Annotated in this window: 21 protein-coding genes and 1 tRNA gene; 18 read left to right on the forward strand and 4 right to left on the reverse strand. The window is 62.3% G+C overall.

Annotation, left to right across the window (positions count from 1 at the left end; genetic code table 11):
• Nucleotides 1-14: 14 nt before the first annotated feature.
• From JFU04_RS09700 to JFU04_RS09735, 8 genes are all read left to right on the forward strand, one after another.
• Nucleotides 15-1,175 (forward strand): acyl-CoA dehydrogenase family protein, encoded by a 1,161-nt coding sequence (locus tag JFU04_RS09700; protein ID WP_201143937.1) that lies wholly within the window; start codon nucleotides 15-17, stop codon nucleotides 1,173-1,175.
• 18 nt (nucleotides 1,176-1,193) lie between these two features.
• A complete protein-coding gene (locus JFU04_RS09705; protein ID WP_201143938.1) occupies nucleotides 1,194-3,302 on the forward strand; it encodes an acetate--CoA ligase family protein in 2,109 nt (702 codons plus the stop codon).
• Nucleotides 3,292-4,899, forward strand: a complete 1,608-nt coding sequence (locus JFU04_RS09710) for a 5-guanidino-2-oxopentanoate decarboxylase (protein WP_201143939.1) — start codon at nucleotides 3,292-3,294, stop codon at nucleotides 4,897-4,899. Before JFU04_RS09705 ends, JFU04_RS09710 begins: the two co-directional genes overlap by 11 nt.
• A gap of 19 nt (nucleotides 4,900-4,918) precedes the next feature.
• Nucleotides 4,919-6,505, forward strand: coding sequence for an ABC transporter substrate-binding protein (locus JFU04_RS09715; protein ID WP_106804472.1), 1,587 nt, complete (start codon nucleotides 4,919-4,921; stop codon nucleotides 6,503-6,505).
• A 165-nt stretch (nucleotides 6,506-6,670) separates the two neighbouring features.
• On the forward strand, nucleotides 6,671-7,630 hold the full coding sequence (locus JFU04_RS09720; protein WP_201143940.1) for an ABC transporter permease: 960 nt from the start codon (nucleotides 6,671-6,673) through the stop codon (nucleotides 7,628-7,630).
• 3 nt (nucleotides 7,631-7,633) lie between these two features.
• Nucleotides 7,634-8,461, forward strand: a complete 828-nt coding sequence (locus JFU04_RS09725) for an ABC transporter permease (protein ID WP_201143941.1) — start codon at nucleotides 7,634-7,636, stop codon at nucleotides 8,459-8,461.
• A 2-nt stretch (nucleotides 8,462-8,463) separates the two neighbouring features.
• A complete protein-coding gene (locus JFU04_RS09730; RefSeq protein ID WP_201143942.1) occupies nucleotides 8,464-10,083 on the forward strand; it encodes an ABC transporter ATP-binding protein in 1,620 nt (539 codons plus the stop codon).
• 9 nt (nucleotides 10,084-10,092) lie between these two features.
• Nucleotides 10,093-10,794, forward strand: coding sequence for an NAD(P)H-dependent oxidoreductase (locus tag JFU04_RS09735; protein WP_120448112.1), 702 nt, complete (start codon nucleotides 10,093-10,095; stop codon nucleotides 10,792-10,794).
• Nucleotides 10,795-10,912: 118 nt separating this feature from the next.
• Here JFU04_RS09735 and JFU04_RS09740 read toward each other — a convergent pair whose 3' ends face one another.
• On the reverse strand, nucleotides 10,913-11,995 hold the full coding sequence (locus JFU04_RS09740; RefSeq protein ID WP_120448113.1) for a 3-deoxy-7-phosphoheptulonate synthase: 1,083 nt from the start codon (nucleotides 11,993-11,995) through the stop codon (nucleotides 10,913-10,915).
• A 620-nt stretch (nucleotides 11,996-12,615) separates the two neighbouring features.
• On the opposite strand from JFU04_RS09740, the gene JFU04_RS09745 reads away from it, so the two are divergent.
• A complete protein-coding gene (locus JFU04_RS09745) occupies nucleotides 12,616-13,365 on the forward strand; it encodes a carbon-nitrogen hydrolase family protein (RefSeq protein ID WP_201143943.1) in 750 nt (249 codons plus the stop codon).
• The gene (locus JFU04_RS09750) at nucleotides 13,366-13,815 is read left to right on the forward strand and encodes a GNAT family N-acetyltransferase (RefSeq protein WP_201143944.1); all 450 of its coding nucleotides are present in this window, start codon (nucleotides 13,366-13,368) and stop codon (nucleotides 13,813-13,815) included.
• A gap of 50 nt (nucleotides 13,816-13,865) precedes the next feature.
• On the opposite strand, the gene JFU04_RS09755 is transcribed toward JFU04_RS09750, so the two are convergent.
• Complete coding sequence (locus JFU04_RS09755; protein WP_065905591.1) at nucleotides 13,866-14,105, reverse strand: DNA-binding protein; 240 nt, start codon at nucleotides 14,103-14,105, stop codon at nucleotides 13,866-13,868.
• A gap of 83 nt (nucleotides 14,106-14,188) precedes the next feature.
• Here JFU04_RS09755 and JFU04_RS09760 point away from each other — a divergent pair, with 83 nt between their 5' ends.
• From JFU04_RS09760 to JFU04_RS09780, 5 genes are all read left to right on the forward strand, one after another.
• The gene (locus tag JFU04_RS09760; protein WP_065905592.1) at nucleotides 14,189-14,554 is read left to right on the forward strand and encodes a helix-turn-helix domain-containing protein; all 366 of its coding nucleotides are present in this window, start codon (nucleotides 14,189-14,191) and stop codon (nucleotides 14,552-14,554) included.
• A 151-nt stretch (nucleotides 14,555-14,705) separates the two neighbouring features.
• A complete protein-coding gene (gacA, locus tag JFU04_RS09765) occupies nucleotides 14,706-15,347 on the forward strand; it encodes a response regulator transcription factor GacA (protein ID WP_003190387.1) in 642 nt (213 codons plus the stop codon).
• A 1-nt stretch (nucleotide 15,348) separates the two neighbouring features.
• On the forward strand, nucleotides 15,349-17,172 hold the full coding sequence (uvrC, locus tag JFU04_RS09770) for an excinuclease ABC subunit UvrC (RefSeq protein WP_106804466.1): 1,824 nt from the start codon (nucleotides 15,349-15,351) through the stop codon (nucleotides 17,170-17,172).
• Nucleotides 17,173-17,204: 32 nt separating this feature from the next.
• Nucleotides 17,205-17,765, forward strand: coding sequence for a CDP-diacylglycerol--glycerol-3-phosphate 3-phosphatidyltransferase (pgsA, locus tag JFU04_RS09775; protein WP_016968866.1), 561 nt, complete (start codon nucleotides 17,205-17,207; stop codon nucleotides 17,763-17,765).
• Nucleotides 17,766-17,828: 63 nt separating this feature from the next.
• Nucleotides 17,829-17,904: transfer RNA gene (locus JFU04_RS09780), tRNA-Gly, on the forward strand.
• A 121-nt stretch (nucleotides 17,905-18,025) separates the two neighbouring features.
• Here JFU04_RS09780 and JFU04_RS09785 read toward each other — a convergent pair.
• Nucleotides 18,026-19,795: a sensor domain-containing phosphodiesterase gene (locus JFU04_RS09785; RefSeq protein ID WP_201143945.1), complete on the reverse strand. Its 1,770-nt coding sequence runs from the start codon at nucleotides 19,793-19,795 to the stop codon at nucleotides 18,026-18,028.
• Between the two features lie 219 nt (nucleotides 19,796-20,014).
• Here JFU04_RS09785 and JFU04_RS09790 point away from each other — a divergent pair, with 219 nt between their 5' ends.
• Together JFU04_RS09790 and JFU04_RS09795 are read left to right on the forward strand one after the other, a co-directional pair.
• A complete protein-coding gene (locus tag JFU04_RS09790) occupies nucleotides 20,015-21,964 on the forward strand; it encodes a hybrid sensor histidine kinase/response regulator (protein WP_201143946.1) in 1,950 nt (649 codons plus the stop codon).
• Nucleotides 21,965-22,073: 109 nt separating this feature from the next.
• Nucleotides 22,074-23,585 carry a xylulokinase gene (locus JFU04_RS09795; RefSeq protein WP_242485887.1) on the forward strand — a complete coding sequence of 504 codons (1,512 nt, stop codon included), beginning with the start codon at nucleotides 22,074-22,076 and terminating at the stop codon, nucleotides 23,583-23,585.
• Here the strand turns inward: JFU04_RS09795 and JFU04_RS09800 are convergent.
• Nucleotides 23,542-24,504: a LysR family transcriptional regulator gene (locus JFU04_RS09800; RefSeq protein ID WP_201143947.1), complete on the reverse strand. Its 963-nt coding sequence runs from the start codon at nucleotides 24,502-24,504 to the stop codon at nucleotides 23,542-23,544. The two genes, JFU04_RS09795 and JFU04_RS09800, sit on opposite strands and share 44 nt — an antisense overlap.
• Before the next feature lie 286 nt (nucleotides 24,505-24,790).
• Between JFU04_RS09800 and JFU04_RS09805 the strand changes: the two genes are divergently transcribed.
• Complete coding sequence (locus JFU04_RS09805; RefSeq protein ID WP_201143948.1) at nucleotides 24,791-25,306, forward strand: flavin reductase family protein; 516 nt, start codon at nucleotides 24,791-24,793, stop codon at nucleotides 25,304-25,306.
• Nucleotides 25,307-25,339 lie beyond the last annotated feature (33 nt).

Here is a 25,339-nt window from a genome sequence, read left to right on the forward strand (position 1 = left end):
GAGCAGGTAGCGCCATGAATTTCCAACTCAGCCAAGAACAAGACATGTTGGTGGACGCGGTACGCAGTTTTGTTGCCAAGGAATTGTTGCCCTACGAGGAGGCGGTGGACCGCGCCGACGAGGTTTCACCGGAGCTGGCCGCGCAGATCCGCGACAAGGCCATCGCTGCCGGCTTCTATGCCTTCAACATGCCGGAAGAGGTCGGTGGTGGTGGCCTCGACTACTTGTCGCAGGCGTTGATCGAACGGGAATTGTCCAAGGTGTCGTGGGCCCTGCATGTGTTTGTCGCGCGCCCGTCGAAAATCCTCATGGCCTGCACCGGCGCGCAGATCGGCGACTATCTGCTGCCGTGCGTGCAGGGCAAGAAAATCGACTGCTTCGCGCTGACCGAACCCGGTGCCGGTTCGGACGCCAACGCGATCAAGACCCGCGCCGTGCGCCACGGCGACGACTTCGTGATCAACGGCAGCAAGCACTTCATCAGCCATGCCGGGCACGCCGATTTCGCCATCGTGTTTGCCGTCACCGACACCTACGAGCACAACGGCCGCCAGCGCAATGCGGTGACTTCATTCCTGGTCGACCGTGGCACGCCGGGCATGACCATTCGCCGGGGCCCCAAGTGTGTGAGCAACCGCGGTTACCACACCTACGAAATGTTCTTCGACGACTGCCGCGTGCCAGCCTCCAAGGTACTCGGTGAAGTGGGCAAAGGCTGGGACGTGGCCAACGCCTGGCTCACCGCCGGGCGCGTGATGGTCGCCGCCAACTGCGTCGGCCAGGCCCAGCGTGCGCTGGAGGTGTCGCTGCAATGGGCAGCGGATCGCAAGCAGTTTGGCCAGCCCATCGGCACCTATCAGGGCGTGAGCTTCAAACTCGCCGACATGGCCACGCAGATACGCGCGGCTGAACTGCTGACCCTGCACACCGCCTGGAAAATGGATCAGGGCAGCATGACCGACGGCGAGGCCGGCATGGCCAAGCTGTTTGCCAGCGAAACCCTGGGCAAGGTCGCCGACGAGGCCGTGCAGATTTTCGGTGGCATGGGCTTGATGGATGAAGGGCCGGTGGAGCGCATCTGGCGCAACGCGCGGATCGAACGGATCTGGGAAGGCACTTCGGAAATCCAGCGCCATATCATCGCCCGTGAACTGTTGCGGCCGCTGTTGCGCTGATCGGCGCGGAGAACGCTTATGTCCCAGGCTATTCGCGACAATCTCAAGCGCCTGCTGGCGCCCCGGCACCTGGCTTTTGTCGGCGGGCGCAGCATGGCCCGCGCCCTCAAGCGCTGTGCCGACGGCGGGTTTACCGGGCCGATGTGGCTGGTCAACCCGCAGCATGACAGCCTCGACGGCATCCCCTGTGTGCGCCGCGTCGCCGACCTGCCGTGCGGCCCGGATGCGGTATTCATTGCCACCAACCGTGAACTGACATTGACCTGCGTTGCTGAACTGGCCGCTATCGGCACCGGCGGGGCGATCTGCTACGCCTCCGGCTTTGCCGAAACCGGCGCCAGTGGTGCCGCGCTGCAGCAGCAGTTGTTGCACGCCGCTGGCGAGATGGCCTTGCTCGGTCCCAACTGCTACGGCCTGCTCGACTACCTGCACAGCGCCGCCCTGTGGCCGGTGGCCCACGGCGGCAAAGCGGTGGAGAAGGGCGTGGCGGTGCTGACCCAGAGCGGCAACTTCGCCTACAACCTGTCGATGAGCGACCGCTCGTTGCCGGTGGCCTACATGGCCTCGGTCGGCAACCAGGCGCAATTGGGCGTGGCCGAATTGATGGATGTACTGCTCGATGAGCCGCGCGTGACCGCCATCGGTCTGCACCTGGAGGGTTTGAAGAATGTCCCGGGGTTCGCCCGCGCCGCGCACAAGGCGCTGGAGAAGGGCATCCCGATCATCGCGTTGAAAACCGGCGTGTCGCAGATCGGGGCTGAGCTGGCGCTGAGTCATACCAGTTCGCTGTCCGGCTCCGACACACTGTACGACAGCCTGTTCACCCGGCTCGGGGTGATCCGCGTGAGTGGGCCGGTGAGTTTTGTCGAGACCTTGAAAGCCGCGGCGTGCGGCAATCTGCCGGCCGGCAACCGCCTGATCGCGCTGGCCTGTTCCGGTGGCGATGCGGGGCTGATCGCCGACTACGCCGAGCGCAACCAACTGGCCTTGCCGACACTCGACGAAGACCAGCGCGCAGAGCTGGCGCAGGTGCTGCCCAGCTACGCCAACCTGGTCAACCCGCTGGACTTCACCACCGCCATCTGGGGTGACCGCGAAGCCCTCGACACGATGCTCGATACCGCCCTGCGCACGGAGGCCGATGCCGCCATGCTGGTGCTGGACTACCCGGCCGAATTCACCGGCGAACGCAAGGAATGCGACCTGCTGCTCGGGCTGTTTTGCGACGCGCTCGACCGGCATGGCAAGACCGGGTTTGTCACCTCGGCGTTTCCCGAATTGCTGCCGGCCTATGCCCGCGAGCGCTTGCATGCCCACGGCATTGCTGCGCTGCAAGGCGTGGAGGATGCACTCGCGGCCTGGGGGCGGATCGCCGAGTATCAGCATAATCGACGGACCTTGCTGGCGCGCGGCGAGTCGAGCCTCGTGCCGCTGTGCCCGCAACCCCTGCAAGGCCAGGGCCTGGCCCTGGATGAGTGGGCGTCCAAGCAAGCCTTGCGCGTGTTCGGCCTGAACACGCCGGCGGCGGTATTGAGTACGCCGGGACGCGCGATTGCCGATGCCGATGTGCTGGGCTACCCGTTGGTGCTCAAGGCGGTCAGCACCCAGTTACCGCATAAAACCGAGGCCGGTGCCGTCGCCTTGAACCTGCAGGATGGTGTGGCGCTGACGTCTGCGTTGGCGCTGATGCGCGGGCAGATCGCCGCGTATGCGCCCGGTGTAGCGTTTGACCAACTGCTGCTGGAGTCCATGGCGACCCCGCCGTTGGCCGAGCTGATCGTGGGTATCAAGCGCGAGAATGACTTCGGCCTGGCCCTGGTGATCGGCGCTGGTGGCATCCTCGTGGAACTGCTCAAGGACAGTCGCAGCCTGCTGCTGCCGACCACTGACGATGCGATCCGCCACGCCGTGCTCAGCTTGCGCAGCGCCGCGTTGCTGCAGGGCTTTCGCGGGCGCGAAATGGCGGATCTCGACGCGCTGGTCGCGGCCATCCGTGCGGTGGCCGACTACGCCTGCGCCAACGCCGCGCAATTGCTGGAGTTGGATGTGAACCCATTGCTGGTCAACGCCCACGGCGCCACGGCGGTCGACGCGTTGATTCGTCTAGGAGATCAACATGCACGATAAAACCTTGACCGGCGGCCAGGCCCTGGTGCGGTTGCTGGCCAACTATGGCGTCGATACCGTCTTCGGGATTCCCGGAGTGCACACCCTGGAGTTGTACCGCGGCTTGCCCGGCAGCGGCATTCGCCATGTACTCACCCGCCATGAACAGGGCGCGGGCTTTATGGCCGATGGTTATGCGCGTGTCAGCGGCAAGCCGGGCGTGTGCTTTGTGATCACCGGGCCCGGCGTGACCAACGCCGCAACCGCCATCGGCCAGGCCTACGCCGACTCGATCCCGCTGCTGGTGATTTCCAGCGTCAACCACACTGCCAGCCTCGGCAAGGGCTGGGGCATCTTGCATGAGACCCAGGACCAGCGCGCGATCACGGCGCCGATCACGGCGTTTTCCGCCGTGGCCTTGAGCACCGAGGATTTGCCCGAACTGGTGGCGCGTGCTTATGCGGTGTTCGACAGTGAGCGGCCACGGCCGGTGCACATTTCGGTGCCGCTCGACGTGTTGGCTGCGCCGATCCAGAGAGACTGGAGCAACGAGGTCGTACGCCGCCCAGGGCGCGGTTTGCCCTCGGCGGAAGACCTGGATCAAGCGGCGGCAAAACTGTCGGTGGCCAAGCGCCCGATGATCATCGCCGGCGGCGGCGCGCTGGCCGCCGGCGAGGCGTTGCAGCGCTTGAGCACACAACTGGCGGCGCCGTTTTTCAGCAGTGTCGCGGGTAAGGGCCTGTTGCCGATCGAGCATCCGCTGAATGCCGGCTCGACCTTGTGCGTCGAACCTGGTTGGCAATTGATCAGCGAGGCCGACGTGGTGCTCGCGGTCGGCACGGAAATGGCCGACACCGACTATTGGCGCGAGCGTTTGCCGCTGAATGGCGAGCTAGTGCGCGTGGACATCGACCCGCGCAAATTCAATGATTTCTACCCGTGCGCCGTCGCGCTGAAAGGCGATGCCCAACAGACGGTGCAAGCCCTGCTGCAACGGTTACCGCCGGCACCGCGCGACGCTGCAGCGGCGGCCAGATCAGTGGCGGCAGTGCTGCAGGCCATCGAGTCCGGACACGGTCCGTTGCAATCGATCCACCAGGCGATTCTCGAGCGCATCGAGGCCGAATTGCCGGCGAATGCGGTGATCAGCAGTGACATGACCCAACTGGCCTACACCGGCAACTACGCCTACCGCAGCCGGGCCCCGCGCAGTTGGCTGCACCCCACGGGCTACGGCACCTTGGGCTACGGCTTGCCGGCCGGCATCGGCGCCAAGTTCGGCGCGCCGCAGCGCCCCGGCCTGGTGCTGGTGGGTGATGGCGGCTTTCTCTACACCGCGCAGGAACTGGCGACGGCGGTGGAAGAACTGGACAGCCCGTTGGTGGTGCTGCTGTGGAACAACGAAGCCCTCGGCCAGATCCGCGACGACATGCTCGACCTGGAGATCGAACCGATCGGCGTGCTGCCGCGCAACCCGGATTTTGCCTTGTTCGCCCAGGCGTTCGGCTGCACGGTGAACCAGCCCCAGGACCTGGATGCATTGCAGACGGACTTGCGCAACGCCTTCAAACGCAACGGCGTGACCTTGATCGAGCTGAAACATGCCTGTGCCTGTTGATCTTTAGAGGAGCAAGACCATGAGCGAAAACAACAACAAAATGACTCAAGCGATGCACCGACGGGACTTCCTCAAACACAGCGCCGTGGCCGGTGCGGTGGCAGCGGCGTTTTCCCTGGGCCTGCCGCTGCACGCATTGGCCCAGGACGCGACGCCCAAGCCCGGCGGCGTGCTGCGCCTGGGGTTGGCCGGAGGCAGCACCACTGACTCGCGCGACCCCGGTTCCTGGGTCGACACCTTCACCTTTGTCGGCTTCTCGGCGGTGTACAACACGCTGACCGAAATCGCCGTCGACGGCAGCGCGATTCCCGAGCTCGCCGAGCGCTTTGAATCGACCCCGGATGCGCGCGTGTGGACCTTCCACCTGCGCCCCGGCGTGACCTTCCATAACGGCAAAAGCCTGAGCGCCGAAGACGTGGTGGTGTCGATCAATCATCACCTGAGCAAGGACTCCACGTCGGCCGCCAAGACCGTACTCGGCGACGTCGCCAGCGTCAGCGCCCAGGGCAACGATGCGGTGGTGTTCGAGCTGCATTCTGGCAACGCCGACTTTGCCTACGTGGTTGCCGATTATCACCTGGTGATCATGCCCGCCAAGGATGGCGCCGCCGACTGGAAGGCCGGCGTCGGCACCAGCGGCTACCGCCTGAAAAGCTTCGAGCCGGGTGTGCGCATGGACCTGGAGCGCAACCCCGACTACTGGAAACCCGGTCGCGCGCATTTCGCCAGCGCCGAGTTGCTGGCCATCGCCGACGGTGCCGCGCGGGTCAATGCGCTGGTCACCGGGCAGGTCGATGTGATCAACAAGGTCGACCTGAAAACCGTGGCCCTGCTCAAGCGCAACGCCAACCTGGTGATCGAAGAAACCAAGGGCGCGCAGCACTACACCTTCCCGATGCTGTGCGACAGCAACGAATTCAAGAACAACGACATTCGCATGGCGATGAAGCACGCGATCAATCGCGAAACCTTGCTCGCCTCGGTGCTGTACGGCTACGGCCTGGTGGGCAACGACCACCCGATCCAGCCCGGCAGCCGCTTTATCAACGCCGCCCTGGAGCAACGCACCTACGATCCGGACAAGTCGCGCTTCTACCTGCGCAAGGCCGGGGTGGAGTCGCTCAAGGTCCGCCTGCAGGCGTCGGACGCCGCCTACACCGGCGCAGTGGACGCCTCGGTGTTGTTCAAGGAGCAGGCGCGCCAGGCCGGTATCGACATCGACGTGGTGCGCGAACCGGCCGACGGGTTCTTTTCCAACGTGTGGATGAAGCAGCCGTTCACCACTTCGTTCTGGTACAGCAGCCTGACCGCCGACCGCATGTTCAGCATCGGCTACGCCAAGGGTGCGGCGTGGAACGAGACCCACTGGGACAACCCGCGCTTCAACCAACTGTTGACCGCGGCCCGTGGCGAGATGAACGCCCCGTTGCGCCAGGAGATGTACAACGAAATGCAGGCCCTGTGCCGGGATGATGGCGGGGCCATCGTGCCGCTGTTTGCCAGTTCGGTGGCGGCGCGTTCGAACCGCGTGGCGCACGGTGCGCAGACCGCGCCGTATGGCGAGTTGGATGGGCTGAGGCTGATCGAGCGGTGGTGGCAGGCGTGAATACTTCAGAAACGCCACAAACCAAATGTGAGAGCGGGCTTGCTCGCGAATGCGCTGGGTCAGTCTCTATCTGTATTGGCTGACACACCGCTTTCGCGAGCAAGCCCGCTCCCACATTGGACATTTGTCGCCTTCGAGAACATGCCCAACTCATGAGAACCGAACATGAATAGCTTATTCAAACTGGTGCTCCAACGCCTGGCCCTCGGCCTGCTGTCTTTGTTCGCCGTGTCGGTGATCATCTTTCTCGCCGTGGGCATGCTCCCGGGGGATATCGCCCAGGCCATGCTCGGCCAGTCCGCCACGCCGGAGACCGTGGCGGCGTTTCGCGCGCAATTGGGCCTGGACCTGCCGCCGCTGACGCGCTTTGCGCACTGGCTGCTGCGTCTGCTGCACGGTGATCTCGGCGCTTCGCTGGGCAACCAGCGACCCATTGCCGAGTTGATCGGCGCGCGCCTGGGCAACACCTTGAGCCTGGCCGCGTTGGCGGCGTTGGTCTCGGTGCCGACGGCGCTGGTGCTGGGGATGCTGGCGGCGTTGTACCGCAACAGCTGGTTCGATCGCCTGCTCAACACCTCGGCGTTGAGCGCGGTGTCGTTCCCGGAGTTCTTCGTCGCGTACCTGTTGATCCTGGTGTTCTCGGTGAAGCTGGGGTGGTTTCCCAGCCTGTCGAACCTGGCCCCGGATGCCAGTTTCGGCACCATTCTCGAACGCTCGGTGTTGCCGGTGGCCACCCTCAGCCTGGTGGTGATCGCGCAGATGATGCGCATGACCCGCGCTTCGCTGATCAACCTGCTGGCCAGCCCGTATATCGAGATGGCGCGCCTGAAGGGCATCCGTCAGTCGCGGATTATCTGGCGGCACGCGCTGCCCAATGCGCTGGCGCCCATCGTCAATGTGGTCGCGCTGAACCTGGCGTACCTGGTGGTGGGCGTGGTGGTGGTCGAAGTGGTGTTCGTGTACCCGGGCCTCGGCCAGTTGCTGGTGGACTCGGTGTCCAAGCGCGACATTCCGGTGGTGCAGGCCTGCAGCCTGATCTTCGCCGCCACTTACATCCTGCTCAATACCGGGGCGGACGTGTTGTCCATCGCCAGCAACCCACGCCTGATGCATCCGAAGGGGTAGACCATGAGCCTGTTGAGCCAAGTGGCCCGGGCGCCGTTGAGCGCCAAGTTCGGCCTGCTGATCATTGTGTTGTACATCGTGGTGGCGGTGTTTGCGCCGCTGCTGGCGCCCTACGGCGAAACCCAGGTGGTGGGCGAGGGTTTTGCGCCGTGGAGCGGCCAGTTCCTGCTGGGCACCGATAACCTGGGGCGCGACATGTTCAGCCGCCTGGTGTACGGCGCGCGCAATACCCTGGGCATCGCGTTCCTGACCACGACCCTGGCGTTTCTGCTCGGCGGCCTGTGTGGCTTGGTCGCCGCGATCAAGGGCGGCTGGATCGACCAGGGCTTGTCGCGGGTGGTGGACATTCTCATGGCGATCCCGCAGCTGATCTTTGCCTTGCTGATTCTCAGCGTGGTGGGCACCAACGCCATCTCGCTGGTGCTGGTGATTGCGCTGCTGGATTCGACACGGGTGTTTCGCCTGTCCCGCGCCGTGGCGATGACCGTGGTGGTGCAGGACTTCGTCGAGGCTGCCCGCCTGCGCGGCGAAGGCCTGTGGTGGCTGGTCACCCGCGAAGTGCTGCCCAACGCCGCCGCACCGTTGATTGCCGAATTCGGCCTGCGCTTCTGCTTTGTATTTCTGTTTATCAGCGCGCTGTCGTTCCTCGGCCTGGGCATCCAACCGCCCACCGCCGACTGGGGCAGCATGGTCCGCGACAACGCGGTGTTGATCACCTTCGGCGATATCAGCCCGTTGCTGCCGGCCCTGGCAGTGGCGTTGATCACCGTCAGCGTGAATTTTGTCGTCGACTGGATGCTGCATAAATCCAGCGGCCTGAAGGAGTGTTGAGGATGGACAAGCCCTTGTTGGAAATCCGCAACCTGCAGATCGAGGGGCATTACGAGGACGCCTGGCACCCGCTGATCAAGGGCATCGACCTGACCTTGCAGCGCGGCGAAGTGCTGGGGCTGATTGGCGAGTCGGGGGCGGGCAAATCGACCCTCGGGCTGGCCGCCATGGGCTATGCGCGCGACGGTTGCCGCATCACGGGCGGCTCGGTGTGTTTTGACGGCATTCAACTGCTGCAGGCCAAGCCTGAAGCGCTGCGCAAGTTACGCGGCTTGCGCATTGCCTATGTCGCGCAAAGTGCGGCCGCGTCGTTCAACCCGGCGCATCGGCTGATCGACCAGCACGTCGAAACGGCGGTGATCAACGGCGGCGTCAACCGTGCCCAGGCCGAGCGCGAAGCGGTGGAGTTGTACCGCGTGCTGCGCCTGCCCAACCCGCAGACCATCGGCCAACGTTATCCCCATCAGGTTTCCGGCGGCCAGCTGCAACGGGTGATGACCGCCATGGCGATGGCGTGCCACCCCGACCTGATCATCTTTGACGAACCCACCACCGCCCTCGACGTCACCACGCAGATTGAAGTCCTCGCGGCGATCCGCGATGCGGTGAAAACCTTCGGCAGCGCCGCGCTGTATATCAGCCACGACCTGGCGGTGGTCGCGCAGATGGCCGACCGCATCATGGTGCTGCGCCACGGCAAGCTGGTGGAAGAGGCCGACACCCGCAGCATGCTCAGCCAGCCGCAGCAGGACTACACCAAGTCGCTGTGGGCAGTGCGCAGCTTTCGCACCGAGCCCAAGCCGTGCCCGGTGCAGGAGCAACCGCTGCTGGATGTGCGCCAGGTGTGCGCCAGCTATGGCCATCAACCGGTGCTGCAGGAGGTGTCGATGAAGCTGTATCGCGGCCAGACCCTGGCGGTGATCGGCGAGTCCGGCAGCGGCAAGAGCTCCACCGCGCGCCTGATCACCGGCTTGCTCCCGGCCACGAGCGGGCAGGTGCTGTATGACGGCGAGGCGTTGCCGGTGGACTTTCGCCAGCGCAGCAAGGAGCAGTTGCGGCGCATCCAGATGATCTACCAGATTCCCGATACCGCGCTGAACCCACGCCAGCGCATCGTCGACATCATCGGCCGGCCGCTGACGTTTTACCTGGGCCTGAAGGGCAAGGCCCTGCGTGCGCGGGTCGCCGAGCTGCTGGAAATGATCGAGCTGGACCCGGCCACCTACATGGAGCGCCAGCCGCGAGAACTGTCCGGCGGGCAGAAGCAGCGCATCTGCATCGCCCGCGCCCTGGCGGCCGACCCGCAATTGATCATCTGCGATGAGGTCACCTCGGCCCTCGATCAACTGGTGGCCGAGGGCGTGTTGAAACTGCTCAACCGCCTCCAGCAGCAACTCGGCGTGGCCTACCTGTTCATCACCCACGACGTTGCCACCGTCCGCGCGATTGCCGATGAAGTGGTGGTGATGCAGCGGGGCAGGGTGGTGGACCAGGGCAGCCGCAGCGCGATTTTCACCCCGCCGTACCAGGACTACACCGGCCTGTTGTTTTCATCCGAACCTGCGATGGACCCGGACTGGCTCGATCACTTGCTGGCCCAACGGGCGGCGCCCACTGTTTGAGGAATTCACATGAAGGTTTTGATTGTTCACGCGCACCCTGAACCGCAGTCGTTTACCGCCGCCTTGCGTGATCAGGCCATCGCCACGTTGAGCGCGCAGGGGCACGAGGTGCAGGTCAGTGATTTGTACGCGATGCAGTGGAACCCGGTGGCGTCGGCCGCGGACTTTTGCGCGCGGGAAAACCCTGACTACCTGGTGTATGCCCTGGAGCAGCGCCTGGGGGTGAAGAAGCAGTCGATCGCGGCGGATATCCAGGGCGAGTTGGACAAGCTGCTCTGGGCTGACTTGCTGATCCTCAATTTTCCGATCTTCTGGTTCTCGGTGCCGGCGATGCTCAAGGGCTGGATCGACCGCGTACTGGTGTCGGGCGTGTGTTATGGCGGCAAGCGGTTTTACGATCAGGGCGGGCTGGCGGGCAAGCGTGCGTTGGTCACGGTGACTTTGGGCGGGCGTGAACACATGTTCGGCGAGGGCGCGATTCACGGGCCGTTGGAGGACATGTTGCGGCCGATCCTGCGCGGGACCTTGGCGTATGTCGGGTATGAAGTGCTGGCGCCGTTCGTGGCGTGGCATGTGCCGTATATCAGTGATGAGGCGCGGCAGGCATTTCTGATCGCGTACGAGCAGCGGCTGCAAGGGCTGGCGGATGAGCAGCCGTTGGTGTTCCCGAAAATGGCGCAGTTCGATGAGGCGCTGTATCCCCTTTCTTGAACTTGTCACCGGCCAAATGTGGCAGCGGGCTTGCCTGCGATTGCGGTACACCAGCTACAGATCTGTAGCCTGACACACCGCTATCGCAGGCAAGCCCGCTCCTACATTTTGAGCTGCATCAGTCAGTGCTATTGCGTTGTTCGCGCAGACGCTGCGCCGCGCTGCGCAGCAGTTGTTCGGTACCGTCCCAGCCCAGGCAGCCATCGGTCACCGACACGCCGTATTTCATCGATGCACTCAGCGGTTGGCAGCCTTCGAACAGGTGGCTTTCGATCATCATGCCGACCAGCGACGTGTCGCCCTGCAAGCGCTGCTCCAGCACGTCGTTGAACACCGCCGGTTGGCGCAACGGGTCCTTGCCGCTGTTGGCATGGCTGCAATCGACCATGATCCGTGCCGCCACCTTGGACTTGGCCAGGTCGTGCTTGACCTGCGCCACGCTCTGCGCATCGTAGTTCGGCCCACGGTGGCCGCCGCGCAGCACCAGGTGGGTGTCGGGGTTGCCTGGGGTCTGGATGATCGCCGGATGGCCCTGGCTGTCGACGCCGAAGTGGCGGTGCGGGTGGGCGGCCGAGCGCATTGCGTCGCAGGCAATCGCAACGCCGCCGTCGGTGCCGTTCTTGAAGCCCACGGGCATGCCCAGGCCGCTGGCCATTTCGCGGTGGATCTGCGATTCGGTGGTACGTGCACCAATCGCGACCCAGCTGAGCAGGTCATCGAAGTAGCCGGCGGCCATCGGTTGCAGCAGCTCGGTGGCGACCGGCAGGCCCAGGCGCAGCATTTCGCGCATCAGCTCGCGCGACAGCGTGAGGCCGGCGGCCATGTCATCGCTGCCATCCAGGTGCGGGTCGTAGGCCAGGCCTTTCCAGCCGATGGTGGTGCGCGGTTTTTCGACGTAGGCGCGGATCACCAGCAGCATCTGGTCGCTGACTTCAAGGGCCAGCTTCTTCAGATTGCGTGCGTACTCCATGGCCGATTCCGGGTCGTGGATCGAGCACGGGCCGACAATCACCAGCAAGCGCGAGTCCTGGCCATCGAGGATGGCGCGCACGGCTTGGCGATGGGCGTGGATCTGTTCATTGAGGAACGGGCTGAGGGGCAACTGGTGCTTGAGCTCAAGCGAGCTGGGCAGGCGCTGGGTCAGCGCTTCGTTGGCGCTGGTCAGGTTCGAAACGGGCAGAGCGGCGGTGGCAGAGTTCATATTCAAGGCTTCCTGGGCAAGCGGCGGGCTGTTCCCGCGCGCTTGGCCCTACTGGGGTGTTCGACAATTGGCCGTATCGGCTACGTGTGTTGGCTTGCCACCGATAGGTGACCGATCGGAGGCGGCAGGCTGTCCCGAGCGGAGCTTGCTAAATCGCCAGGCGGTGGAGGTGTCGTAGCGGTAATAGGTGGCGTAGTTCATGTCTTGATTCCTTTTTAGTGTCCGGTGTGCAACGAAATTTTCAGGGCCTGAAAAAACAAAACCCCCGGTCGGGGAGCCGACCGGGGGTTAGATTTCTCTGGTAGGCGACCCCTTGAGTAGTGGGCGCCGATTTCAGGTATCAGGCGCGCCAGTGGCTAAACCAATACCCAAAATAAAAGCTGACCAGTGCGCTCGAACCGTTCACACGGGTAGCCGACACCGAGCGCTGGGCGCTGGCAGCAGGGCAAACCTGAGGGTGGGTGAGTTGCAACATGGTATGTCTCCAAATGATGGAGCGAGCTTACTAGAGGCACACCGGTGGATTCAATCAGTAATTTCTATTGCCGCGGGGTACTTACGGCTATGAGGGACTGCCGATATGCTGGACACACCTTGTTAATGATTGCTTGGACGCGACCATGACCGCCTTGACCCTTGCTGCTGCTCAAACTGTTTCCATCGCGGGCGACGTGCCGGCCAACATCCACCGGCACCTGGCGTTCATGCGCGCGGCGGCGGCCAACGGCGTGCAAGTGCTGGTCTTTCCGGAGCTGTCGCTGACCGGGTACGAGCCGTTTCTGGCGGCTGAGTTGGCCATAGAGCCCGAGGCTGCCGTGTTGGCGCCACTGCGCGAGATGGCACGCGAGCTGCGCTTGACCGCGGTGGTGGGCATGCCGGTCCGGCTGGCTTCGCAAGAGGGCGTATTGATCGGTGCGCTGGTGCTGGGCGCGGACGGTTCCCTCGGCGTCTACACCAAGCAGCATTTGCACCCCGGCGAAGCGTTGGCGTTTGTCGCCGGGCAGGGGGGCGCGGCCCTCGAGCAGGGAGATGAGCATATTGCGTTGGCGGTGTGTGCGGACTTTTCCCACGCCAGCCATCCTCGTCGCGCGGCTGAAGCGGGTGCGACCGTGTATGCGGCGGGTGTGCTGGTCAGCGAAGGCGGCTATGCGGCGGACAGCGCTTTGCTCCAAGGCTATGCCGCCGAGCATGGTCTGCTGGTACTGATGGCCAACCATGGTGGCCCATCGGGTGGCTGGGCCTGCGCAGGTCGCAGCGCGATCTGGGCGCCGGATGGCCGCTTGATTGCCGCCGCCCCAGGGGTGGGCGACGCATTGGTGATCGCCCAGGGCGAAGGTGGGCGTTGGGTTGGCCGAGTGGTAGCAGTGTAAATGAGCTTTCATCTACGGGCCGCGACGGCCAATGACTTGCCCTTTGCCCGCACCCTGACCCACGAAGCCATGAGCCGCTACTACCTGCAGTACGGCTTGCTGTGGTCCAACGATGGCTTCGACGTCGCCTGGGCCGGGCGTGAGAACTGGCTGATCTGCCGCGATGACGCGGTGATGGGGTTTGTCAGCCTCAGTCGGGACAGCAAGGCCCTGTATATCCGCGAGTTGCACATGCTCGAGTGTTGTCGCAAGCAGGGCGCGGGCAGTTGGGTGCTGGAGCAGATGGCGCTGAAAGCGCGCGCGCACGGCCTGGGGCTACTACGCTTGACGGTGTTCAAGACCAATCCGGCGAGAAGGTTGTATCAGCGCCGAGGCCTGAGCATCGTGGGGGAAGAGGACTGCTTCTGGCGTATGGAACTCGACTGTCGGTCAACGCTGGCGGGCGAATAGCACACTCATTCGGGCAAAACAGGCACAACGCTTCAATAAGCGCATACTGGTCAGGACAGTACGTCCAGCTCCTGTCTCAGGGGCTCATTCTCGGCCAGGATGATGCCCTCTTTCATGCCCAGAAGGACCGCTACCTTATGGGCCTCTCCACGCCGTCCCTTTTTGCGCCCAGCGAGCACTTGATAAGTGGTTGCCGGGTCCACGCCGTGTTCCCGGGCGAACGCTTGAACTGACTTTCCTTGGTGTTCAAGCCAAGCCTTGGCTTGTGCAGCAGTGCGGATTGCGGGCATAGTTCAAAACCGTTCAAGTTTGTTTAACGAAGAGATGAGTGTGTCACCTCTTGGGGTGTGCCAATTTAGGATCATACATCCAAATGAGTGGAATCGGTTCGCGTTTAAGGCAAGAAAGAGAGCGGCTAGGGCTGTCGCAAAAAGTGTTTGGTGAAATAGGAGGCGTTGAAGCCAACGCGCAAGGCAAATATGAAAACGGCGGTCGGGCACCCAAGGCTGACTACCTTTCCCGCGTGGCGCAAAGAGGTGTGGATATCCTGTACGTGTTGACGGGCAGCCCCACGCCGATCCAACTGGATAACCTGAGCCAGATCGAAGAAAAAGTGCTGGGCAATTATCGAGCGATGTTCAAGGAAGACCAGGATGCAATCCGCCGCTTGACCACCACGCTGGCCGAGCATTCATCCATACGCAACGGAAAACCCAAGCCGCAACCCCAGGATTCCTGACCTTTAACCCGATAAACAGCGCGGTTCGCGGTTCGACGGGCAGGCGCAGCGCGTTGAAACTCTATATATATGACACTTGCAACTAGGTCTGCGCCTTGGTTTTTTGCTAAGGTGTTCAGCAACCTATAAGACCATATCGCGAGGTGTCTGCTTGATTAGGGTGCTAGTAGTCGATGACCATGATCTCGTTCGTACAGGCATTACACGAATGCTGGCTGACATCGATGGCCTGCAAGTAGTCGGCCAGGCTGAATCGGGTGAGGAGTCCCTGATCAAGGCCCGGGAGTTGAAACCCGATGTGGTGTTGATGGACGTCAAGATGCCCGGGATCGGCGGTCTTGGCGCCACGACCAAGTTGTTGCGCAGCCACCCCGACATCAAGGTCGTGGTGGTCACCGTGTGCGAGGAAGACCCGTTTCCCACCCGCCTGTTGCAGGCAGGGGCGGCGGGCTACCTGACCAAGGGCGCGGGCCTGGCCGAGATGGTCCAGGCCATTCGCCTGGTATTTGCCGGCCAGCGGTACATCAGCCCGCAGATTGCCCAGCAATTGGCCATCAAATCCTTCCAGCCCACCAGCGACTCGCCCTTCGACGCACTGTCGGAGCGGGAAATCCAGATTGCCTTGATGATTGTCGGGTGCCAGAAGGTGCAGACCATCTCCGACAAGCTGTGCCTGTCACCCAAGACCGTCAACACCTACCGCTATCGCATTTTCGAGAAGCTCGCCATCAGCAGTGATGTTGAATTGACCCTGCTCGCGGTGCGCCACGGCATGGTGGACGCCAGCGCCTGACATGAGCACACCGTTTGATCCAAGTGCCTTTCTCTCAACCTGCAGTGGCCGCCCTGGCGTGTACCGCATGTTCGACAGCGAGGCACGGCTGCTGTATGTCGGCAAAGCCAAGAACCTGAAAAACCGCCTGGCGAGCTACTTTCGCAAGACCGGCCTGGCGCCCAAGACCGCCGCGCTGGTGGCGCGTATCGCCCAGGTCGAAACCACCATCACCGCCAACGAGACCGAGGCGCTGCTGCTTGAACAGACGCTGATCAAGGAATGGCGGCCGCCCTACAACATCCTGCTGCGCGACGATAAATCCTACCCGTACGTATTTTTATCCGACGGCAACTTTCCGCGCCTGAGCATTCACCGGGGCGCGAAGAAGCAGAAGGGCAAGTATTTCGGTCCGTACCCCAGCGCGGGCGCGATCCGCGAGAGTTTGAGCCTGCTGCAAAAGACCTTCTTTGTGCGCCAGTGCGAAGACAGCTTCTACAAGAACCGCACCCGGCCTTGCCTGCAGTACCAGATCAAGCGCTGCAAGGCCCCGTGTGTGGGGCTGGTCGAGCCTGCGGAGTACGCCGAGGATGTGCGCCATTCGGTGATGTTCCTCGAAGGGCGCAGCAATGCACTGACCGATGAACTCTCCGGCGCCATGGAGCAGGCCGCCAGTACCCTGGATTTCGAGCGCGCTGCCGAGCTGCGTGACCAGATTTCCCTGCTGCGCCGCGTCCAGGATCAGCAAAGCATGGAAGGTGGCACCGGCGATGTCGATGTGATCGCAGCCTTCGTCAACCCGGGCGGCGCCTGTGTGCACCTGATCAGCGTGCGGGGCGGGCGGGTGCTGGGCAGTAAGAACTTTTTCCCGCAGACCGGTATCGACGAGGAGGTCGCCGAAGTCATGGCCGCCTTCCTGGGCCAGTACTACGTCAGCAGCCCCGAGCGCGATTTGCCGTCCGAGCTGATCGTCAACGTGGTGCATGAAGACTTCCCGACCTTGATCGAGGCGATCCACGAGCTGCGCGGCCGCGAACTGGACATCAGCCATCGTGTACGCGGCACCCGCGCACGCTGGCAGCAATTGGCCGTGACCAACGCCGAACAGGCGCTGGGCGCACGCCTGGCCAATCGACAGCACGTCGCCGCGCGTTTCGACGCATTGGCCGAAGTCCTCAACCTGGACGAGCCGCCCCAGCGCCTGGAGTGCTACGACATCAGCCACTCCAGCGGCGAGGCGACGGTAGCCTCCTGCGTGGTATTCGGGCCGGAAGGGCCGATCAAGTCCGACTACCGGCGCTACAACATCGAAGGCGTGACCGCCGGCGATGACTATGCCGCCATGCACCAGGCCCTTACGCGGCGTTTCAGCAAGCTCAAGGACGGCGAGGGCAAGCTGCCCGATATCCTGCTGGTGGACGGCGGCAAGGGCCAGCTGTCCATGGCCCGTGACGTGCTCAACGAGCTGGCGGTGCCCGACCTGATTCTGCTCGGCGTGGCCAAGGGCGCTACGCGCAAGGCCGGTTTCGAGACGTTGTACTTGAATGATGCCGCCCATGAGTTCACTTTGAAGGGGGACTCACCTGCGCTGCACCTGATCCAGCAGATTCGCGACGAAGCGCACCGTTTCGCCATTACCGGGCACCGCGCCCGCCGTGGCAAAACCCGGCGAACCTCAACCCTGGAAGGGGTTGCAGGGGTAGGCCCGACACGACGCCGCGACTTGCTCAAACATTTTGGTGGCTTGCAGGAGCTATCCCGTGCCAGCATTGACGAAATAGCCAAAGCACCCGGTATCAGTAAAAAGCTCGCTGAGTTGATTTATGCAAACCTGCACAGCGAATAGAATGCCTTTCCACCTTGTAGCCAGTTGTGCCGATGAATATCCCTAATCTGATCACCGTTCTACGCGTCCTGCTCATTCCGATTTTTATTCTGTTGTTCTATTTGCCCTACGAATGGAGCTACGCGGCCTCAAGTTCGGTATTCGCCTTTGCGGCTGCCACCGACTGGCTTGACGGCTACCTGGCGCGCCGCCTGGAACAGAGCACGCCGTTTGGCGCGTTCCTCGACCCGGTGGCCGACAAACTGATGGTGGCTGTCGCTCTGGTGCTGTTGGTACAAGAACACGGCAACCTGTGGCTGACCCTGCCGGCTGCCGTGATCATCGGCCGTGAGATCGTCGTCTCGGCCCTGCGCGAATGGATGGCCGAAATCGGCGCCCGCGCCCACGTGGCCGTGTCCAACATGGGCAAATGGAAAACCGCCGCGCAGATGCTTGCGCTGGTGATCCTGCTGGCCAACCCGTCGGACTTCTCGTTCTGGGTCCTGCTCGGCTACGCCTTGCTGCTCATCGCCGCCGGCCTGACGCTGTGGTCGATGCTCCAGTATTTGCGCGCCGCCTGGCCTCACCTGCGCACCACCGTTGAAAAGAAATAAAACTTTTTTGAATCAAGGGGTTGACGGGGGTTCTGGATTCTATAGAATGCACACCACCAAGACGCGGGAATAGCTCAGTTGGTAGAGCACGACCTTGCCAAGGTCGGGGTCGCGAGTTCGAGTCTCGTTTCCCGCTCCAAACACAAAGAAAAAGCCACTCAATAGAGTGGCTTTTTTTTGCCTGCGATTTATGAAGAGAGACCTCGGTCTCTCTTTTCATTTCCTCCCGGTTCCCTGGGGTTCCAGCCCGACACCGGTGTTCACGCGGTAAACGCGTGACTGTTCACCCACGCTTCCAAATCCTTTGCAGCCATTGGCTTGCCTATCAAATACCCCTGCGCCTCGTGGCAGCCCCACGCTTTCACGAGGTCGAAAATGTCCTGGTTTTCCACGCCCTCGGCCACCACGCGATAGCCCAGGCCGCTGGCCAGTTCAATCAGGTTTTTCACCAGGCGTTTATCTTTTTCATTGGTTGTCAGGTTGCTGATCAGGGACTGATCCAGCTTGACCGTGCTGGTCGGCAAGGTACTCAGGTAGATCCAGTTGCTGTAGCCGGTACCGAAGTCGTCGATGGCAACTTCGACACCCAGATTGCGCAGGCGTGTGAGTTGCTGAACCACTTCCGTCGGGTTGGTCATGAGGGTGCTTTCGGTGAATTCCAACTCCAGCCGGTCTGCGGGGAGTTGCTCAGCCTCAAGACGCCCGATGAGTGTGTCAACGAAGGCGGGGCTTTCCAGGTCGCCCACCGTGACGTTCATCGCGATTTTCAGCACCAGTCCCCGTTTGCGCCAGAGAGTGGCTTGATCGATCACCGCGTTCAGGACCCATGAGGTCAAGGACGGCATCAATGCGGTCTTTTCAGCCAGCGGTATGAATTCTGCGGGGCTGATGGTCCCCAGCAGTGGGTGATCCCAGCGGATAAGGGCTTCTACCGCCTCGCATCTGCCGCTGGGCAAGTTGATTTTCGGTTGAAATACCAGCCTGAGCTGATCCTCGGCGCGGATGGCCTGCGACAGCGAACTCAAGAGGGTGAAGGCCCGTTGTTGCGTGGCATCGAACGTGGGGTCATAGAGTAAATAACCCAGGCCACGGTCTCTCGCGGCATCTGCAGCGCTGATGACCAAGCGCAGCCAGTCTTGCTCGTCGTTGCCGTTAATCGGCAGGATGCCAATGCCGACGTGCATCAGGATAGGAATACCGTGGCAATCGACGGCCGTTTTGAAGCTCTCGATAATCCGCGGGCTGATGACCTCTCGATCAACCCTGCCCGCGATCAGGAAGCCGAAACGCGTCGGGCTGATTTTATACAGCAGGCACTCCGGCGGCAGGAGGGCGTGCAAGCGCTGTTTTATCGCAAGGATCAGGTCCTGCGCAAAGCTGTAGCCCAAGGCCTTGACCACATCGTTGAGAAACTTGGGGGAGGTGACATCCACCGCGTAAATCCGGATCGCGCCCTCGCGGGTGAGCGTCTCACGGATATCCTCTTCGAACCGCAAGCGGTTGAACAGGCCGGTCGGCTGGTCAATGTAATTTCTGGAGCGTACGCCCATGATCCGCATCATCACGAGTTCGGCCAGGTGGTTGAGCATCGCCGCGTCTTGCGCACTCATCGGCGCACGCGCAACGGTATCGATAAAGCACAGGCTGCCCAGCGATAAGCCATCGTCGGTCAACAGCGGGGCGCTGGCGTAATAGCGGATAAACGGTGCGCCCGTCACCAGGATATTGGCTTTGAAGCGCGGGTCGCTGCGTGCATCCAGGATTTCCAGGGGCTGATTGTCCAGCAGCGAGTAGGCACAGAACGAGGCACTTCTCGGTGTGGAACACTCCTCGATACCGATGCGCGCCTTGAACCATTGTTCGTGCTTATCGACGATGGAGATCAGCGCGATCGGCGCGTTGAAGTACTCACTGGTCATTGCCACGATTTTATTGAAAACGGGATCTTCTTGAGTGTCCCGGGCGCACAGCTGCGCCACGCGTTCCAAGCGCTTTGACTCTGTCTGGGGAAGGGGGGCGCCGTCGTCCATGATAAAGCTCCGTTTAACCATCATCTTCAGGGAAGATATCAAATTCGGACGGTGGGTTTCGACTCGAGTTGACCATCGGCGCGCTCAGCCCGTTGCGCCAATGCGGTGGGCGCAGCCCTCGAGGTTTTCCTGCAGGGCCCAGATTAAGCTGGTTCGCGCAGCCGATTATTCGACATACTGATCAGGTCGAAACCCTCATTTTTCTTCGAGGCTACCCTGATGCCATCCGCGCCTGCCAATCAGCCCAACCACCCGGAAGACCGTTATCGGTTGCTCGTGGAAGCCGTGGTGGACTACGCCATCTACATGCTTGATACGAATGGGCTGATTCGTAGCTGGAACTCGGGCGCCAAGCGGATCAAGCAGTACGACCAGAGCGAAGTGCTGGGTAAGCACTTCTCGTTGTTCTACACGCCGGAGGACCTGGCATCCGACCTGCCCGGCCGGGCGCTGAAGAGCGCGGATGAGTCAGGCCGCTTTGAAGGCGAAGGGTGGCGAGTCAGGAAAGACGGCACGCGCCTGTGGGCCCTGGTGATCATCGACCCGATACGCGCAGAGGATGGCTCGCTGATCGGCTTCGCGAAAGTCACGCGCGACTTGACTGAACGCCGGGCGGCAGAGCAGGCACTGCGCCAGAGCGAGCAGCAGTTCAGTCTGCTCGTGCAAGGCGTCACCGACTACGCCCTCTATATGCTGGACCCCAACGGCATCATCACCACTTGGAACGCTGGCGCCCAGCGCATCAAAGGGTACGAGCCTGCCGAAGTGATCGGCAGGCATTATTCAATGTTTTTCCAGGCGGATGACGTCGCCAATCATGTGCCTCAGCGTGCCCTGGCCACAGTCGTCAGTGAGGGGCGATACGAAGGGCAGGGCTGGCGCGTGCGCAAGGACGGTACGCGGTTCCTGGTCCATGTGGTGATCGACCCGATCAGAAACGAGCAGGGGGAGCTGATCGGCTACGCGAAAATCACCCGCGACGTGACCGAAAGCGTGCAGGCGCAACAGGAGATCAAGGAGACCAGGGAAGCGTTGTTCCAGGCGCAGAAAATGGAGTCCCTGGGTCAACTGACCGGCGGGATCGCGCATGACTTCAACAATCTCCTGATGGTCATCCTCGGCAGCCTGGAGCTGGCCAGGAAGCGCGTGCCACAGGATTCAAAAGTCCAGTCATTGCTCAATAACGCCATCGCGGGCGCTCAACGCGGCGCGACGCTTACCCAGCGAATGCTCGCCTTTGCCCGTCGTCAGGAGCTTGATCCGCAGCCTGTGGATGTGGGCGGCCTGATCAGAAACATGTCCGATCTCCTGTGCCGCATGCTCGGCGCCGGCATTCGCGTCGACACTCAGTTCCCGCTGGTCCTGCGCCCTGTGCTGGTCGACATGAGCCAACTGGAAATGGCCGTGATGAACCTGGTCATCAACGCCCGGGATGCCATGGGCGGCGAGGGGCGGATTCTGATCTCGGCAAGGGAGGATTCGTTTCCCGGCAGCCCGCCCGGTTCCGACCGGCTGATTTGCATCGCTGTCATCGACACCGGGCCGGGGATGAGTGAGGCGACCCTGCAGCGTGCGATGGAGCCATTCTTTACCACCAAAGGCGCGGGCAAAGGCACAGGGCTGGGGCTGTCGATGGTGCATGGCCTGGCGGCGCAATCCAAGGGCCACTTTGTGCTCAAGAGTGTGGTGGGCGAGGGCACGCGTGCCGAACTCTGGTTGCCGGTTGCCGAGGTGCACAGTTCGCCGGCTGCCACTGAACCGGTATCAACCCAAAGCCCGCCTGACACATTCCACGTGCAACCCCTCGATATCCTGCTGGTGGATGACGACCCGCTGGTGCTGATCAGCACCGGCGCGATGCTTGAAGACCTCGGGCATCGCGTCACGCCGGCGGCGGGAGGGCAGGCTGCGTTGGCGTGCCTGACGCAGGGAGAGCGCTTCGACCTGGTCATCACCGACATGGCGATGCCGGAGATGAACGGGGTCGAGCTCGCCAACACCCTCGAGCAGCTGTTTCCGGCGCTGCCGATCATCCTTTCGTCCGGCTTCGCAGAGGTGGCTGTGGACCTCAAAAGCGCGTTGACGCGTTTGCCCAAGCCGTTTGATCAGTCCGCATTGGCCAGGGTTATCGCTGACATGCTGCGGGCCCGGAATGAGCCGCCTTGTTGAGCCTCACCGCCGCGTCCCGGGGGGCCCTGAGGGGCCTCTGCCGCAGCGGCCGTGATCGCAGTATTCTGTGTGCTCAACCCTCGGCGTTTGATTCTGCGAGCAGTGACTCTTGAAGCGTAAAGCCTTGTTTATCGGGGTGGACATGGGCACCTCCAGCACCCGTGTCGGCGTCATTGACGAAAGCGGTCGAAGACGGGGCGCTGCCAGCCGTCCGGCGCGTTTGTCCAACCCCGCGCCTCGGGTCTACGGGCAGTGCCCGGACGAAATGTACGCCTCGGTCATGCTCGCCATCGCCGACGTACTGGCCCAGCCCTCCATCAATGCGCGTGATGTGTGTGGTATTGCGATATGCGGACAAATGGCTGGCATCTCGACGATCGGCCGTCACTGGGAAGCGACCACGCCGTATGACTCATGGCTGGACATGCGGTGTGCCAGCCAGGTGCAGCGACTCAAGCCCTACGAGCAACAGATCATCGAGCGCTCGGGCGGCCCGGTGAGTGCCACTCATGCGGCGAAGTGGCTGTATTGGCGCGATGAGCAGCCCCAGGTGTATCGACGGGTCAGCAAGCTCATCATGCCCGCGGCCTATGTGGCTGGACGCATGGCCGCGCTGGAGGCCGACGCGGCCTTCATGGATGACACTTACCTGGGTTTCAACAGCTTTGCCGACAGCCGCACGCTGCAATGGAATACCTCGTTGATTGATGAGTTTCACCTTGACGCCGAACGGTTGCCCCAACTGGTGAGGCCCTGGGACCGGATTGGCGCGGTGTGCGCACGCGCGGCGCGTGACTGCGGATTGCCGGTCGGCACGCCGATTTTCGCCGGGTGCGCCGACATCGCGGCCTCCCTGCTCGGGACCGGCGCGTTCGCCAGTGGGCAACTCTTCGATATAGCCGGTACGGGAGCCGTGCTCGCGACCTTGCTCGACACCTTTGCCGTGGACGCGCAACACAAGACCCTGTCGACGTTCCGGCATTGCGTTCCCGGCATGTACTACTCGATGGCGTATGTGGGTGGCGCTGGCCTGACGCTCAAGGGGTTTGGCCTCACACCGGACGAATGCCTGCAACTGGAAGCCAGGGCGGCGGCACTGTGTGCCCGCAACAAGCTGCTGTACCTGCCTCATTGTGGCGGGCGGCATGCCCCCTTCGATGCGTCGCTGTCGGGGGCGTTTGTCGGCCTTGACTGGTCGCATGACCGCACCGACCAATACCGGGCGATGCTCGAGTCGATCGCTTATGAATATGCGCAGTTTCTGCGCTGCATGCGGGACATCGACAACGTCGCAGGGTTGGGTGGGGTGATCAGCCTGGGAGGTGGTGCCAACAGCCCGGTGTTCCGCCAGATCAAGGCCGACGTATTGGGTTTGCCTTATCACAAGCTGCCCAGCGCCGAATACGGCGTGTTGGGCGCGGCGATGCTCGCGGGTCATGGTGCCGGGGTCTTTGCCGACTTGCAGCAGACCGCCACGGATTGGCGTGCGCCGGTGCAAAGCGTCGCGCTGCCCGACCCGTCGCGCAGCGCCTTTTATGAGGGCATGCACCGCGCCTACGAACGACTGGCGGGAGCGCTCAAGCCGGTTCTGGACGACCTGCAGGCTGTGCCGCTTGGTTGAGTGCCAGGACGTGCCGGGCCGGCATGTCGAGATGCTTGAAGTACTGCACGGCGAACTCCACGAACGACTTGACCCGCTGCGGCAATTTCTTCCCGCCTTCGGTGAGCAGGTGAAAGCCGGCCGTTGGGCATTGATAGTCTTCCAGCAACGGGATCAGGCGTTTAGCCTGGATATCGTCGGCGACTTCCCAGACTGACTTCCAGATAATCCCCAGGCCCTGGATCGCCCACTGGCGCAGGGTAAAACCGTCGTTGGCGAGGCGGTTGCCCTTGACCTGGATGGTGGTCGAGACCCCGTCCTTGATGAATTTCCAGCGATCCAGTGCAAAGTCCGCGCGCAGTTGCACCAGGCAATTGTGCTGGTGCAAGTCTTCCGGCGTCAGCGGGGCGCCGTAGCGGTGGAGGTACTCGGGCGCGCAGCAAATCATCGGCCGATCGACACCCAGCGAACGCGCGATCAATGAACTGTCCGGGAGGTCGCCGAAGCGGATCGCAATGTCTGAACCGGACTCGACAAAGTCCAGGATCCGGTCGGTGAAAAACAGGCGAACGCTGACATGCGGATTGTCGCGCAGGAAGGCATCCACCAGTTGGCTGACCCATTGGCGACCCAGGTCCGTGGGGCAGGTCAGGCCGATGGTACCCAGCAGGTCGCTGTGACCGTTCTTGATGATGTTGTCCAGGGCATCGACGTCTTCGAGAATCTTCAGCGCGTTCTCAAAAAGCAAGTGACCCTCAGCGGTCGGGCTCAAGCTGCGTGTATTGCGCTTGAGCAGGCGCAGGCCATAAAACTCTTCCATTGCCTTCAGCCGTCCGCTCATGGCCGCGGGCGACAGGCCCATCTGCCGCCCGGCGGTAGACAGTGAGCCTGTCTGCACGACCAGCCGAAACAATCGCATGTCCTGTAGTCGATCCACCATGATGATTCATCTCACGAGGCTGTTTTCTAATTGTTCGCAAAGTATTAAACGATTCTTCAGTTAATTCCATTAGTTAAGTAAGTCGTGAGCGCAGTTGCGCCGGCGCGAAGGCTTTGCCATGGGCATTTCAGGGGATATGTGAACGTGATTCAAATGTCTTTGTTGTTGGCTTCATCTTACGCGGTCGGTGAAAAGTCAATTTTTTAAAAGTGAATAGAAAAGTAGGGAAGATTGCGAATAATGAATACCGAGCGTGTGAGTCACTACACAATAAGAGGGTTTCAAGATGCGTGTTAATTATCAGGAGGCTGCCCCTTCGATCGACCTGGCCGGCCCATTCAAAACCGCGATGGGACGCTTTGCCTCGTCCTTGACCCTGATCACCACACTCGACGATGAGGGCCGGCCCCACGGCCTGGCCGCCACCGCGTTTTCCTCGGTGTCGATGGACCCGGCTTCGGCCCTGATCTGCATCAACCGCACTGCCAGCGCTTCACCGGTGATCAAGCGATCCGGGCTGTTCTGCGTGAACATGCTGCAAAGCCAGCATGAGCCGATCTGCAGGATCTTCAGCCAGCCCGACCTGCGCGAACGGCGTTTTATAGAGGGTCAATGGCGCACGGGAGCGCAGGGTATCCGGTACCTGGCCGACGCCCAGGCGGCGATTTTCTGCGAAGTGGTGCAAACCCTGGAGCACGGGACGCACACCGTATTTATCGGCAATGTCCTGGAGGTTATCACCCAGCCACTCGACGACCCACTGTTGTACATGGGTGGGCGGTACCGTCAGTTGCAAGACTGATTCGTTAGTTGCGCAGTGCTCGTTCTTATAACA

The sequence above is a fragment of the Pseudomonas sp. TH21 genome (assembly GCF_016651025.1).
Lineage (GTDB): Bacteria > Pseudomonadota > Gammaproteobacteria > Pseudomonadales > Pseudomonadaceae > Aquipseudomonas > Aquipseudomonas aylmerensis.

Coding starts and splice junctions, on each gene's coding strand:
- JFU04_RS09785 (WP_201143945.1), bottom strand. CDS start 19,795: ATGGACGACGGCGCCCCCCTTCCCCAGACAGAGTCAAAGCGCTTGGAA.
- JFU04_RS09710 (WP_201143939.1), top strand. CDS start 3,292: ATGCACGATAAAACCTTGACCGGCGGCCAGGCCCTGGTGCGGTTGCTG.
- JFU04_RS09790 (WP_201143946.1), top strand. CDS start 20,015: ATGCCATCCGCGCCTGCCAATCAGCCCAACCACCCGGAAGACCGTTAT.
- JFU04_RS09735 (WP_120448112.1), top strand. CDS start 10,093: ATGAAGGTTTTGATTGTTCACGCGCACCCTGAACCGCAGTCGTTTACC.
- pgsA (WP_016968866.1), top strand. CDS start 17,205: ATGAATATCCCTAATCTGATCACCGTTCTACGCGTCCTGCTCATTCCG.
- JFU04_RS09705 (WP_201143938.1), top strand. CDS start 1,194: ATGTCCCAGGCTATTCGCGACAATCTCAAGCGCCTGCTGGCGCCCCGG.
- JFU04_RS09805 (WP_201143948.1), top strand. CDS start 24,791: ATGCGTGTTAATTATCAGGAGGCTGCCCCTTCGATCGACCTGGCCGGC.
- JFU04_RS09700 (WP_201143937.1), top strand. CDS start 15: ATGAATTTCCAACTCAGCCAAGAACAAGACATGTTGGTGGACGCGGTA.
- JFU04_RS09755 (WP_065905591.1), bottom strand. CDS start 14,105: ATGCCCGCAATCCGCACTGCTGCACAAGCCAAGGCTTGGCTTGAACAC.
- JFU04_RS09745 (WP_201143943.1), top strand. CDS start 12,616: ATGACCGCCTTGACCCTTGCTGCTGCTCAAACTGTTTCCATCGCGGGC.
- JFU04_RS09725 (WP_201143941.1), top strand. CDS start 7,634: ATGAGCCTGTTGAGCCAAGTGGCCCGGGCGCCGTTGAGCGCCAAGTTC.
- JFU04_RS09730 (WP_201143942.1), top strand. CDS start 8,464: ATGGACAAGCCCTTGTTGGAAATCCGCAACCTGCAGATCGAGGGGCAT.
- JFU04_RS09800 (WP_201143947.1), bottom strand. CDS start 24,504: ATGGTGGATCGACTACAGGACATGCGATTGTTTCGGCTGGTCGTGCAG.
- JFU04_RS09760 (WP_065905592.1), top strand. CDS start 14,189: ATGAGTGGAATCGGTTCGCGTTTAAGGCAAGAAAGAGAGCGGCTAGGG.
- JFU04_RS09750 (WP_201143944.1), top strand. CDS start 13,366: ATGAGCTTTCATCTACGGGCCGCGACGGCCAATGACTTGCCCTTTGCC.
- JFU04_RS09715 (WP_106804472.1), top strand. CDS start 4,919: ATGAGCGAAAACAACAACAAAATGACTCAAGCGATGCACCGACGGGAC.
- JFU04_RS09720 (WP_201143940.1), top strand. CDS start 6,671: ATGAATAGCTTATTCAAACTGGTGCTCCAACGCCTGGCCCTCGGCCTG.
- uvrC (WP_106804466.1), top strand. CDS start 15,349: ATGAGCACACCGTTTGATCCAAGTGCCTTTCTCTCAACCTGCAGTGGC.
- JFU04_RS09740 (WP_120448113.1), bottom strand. CDS start 11,995: ATGAACTCTGCCACCGCCGCTCTGCCCGTTTCGAACCTGACCAGCGCC.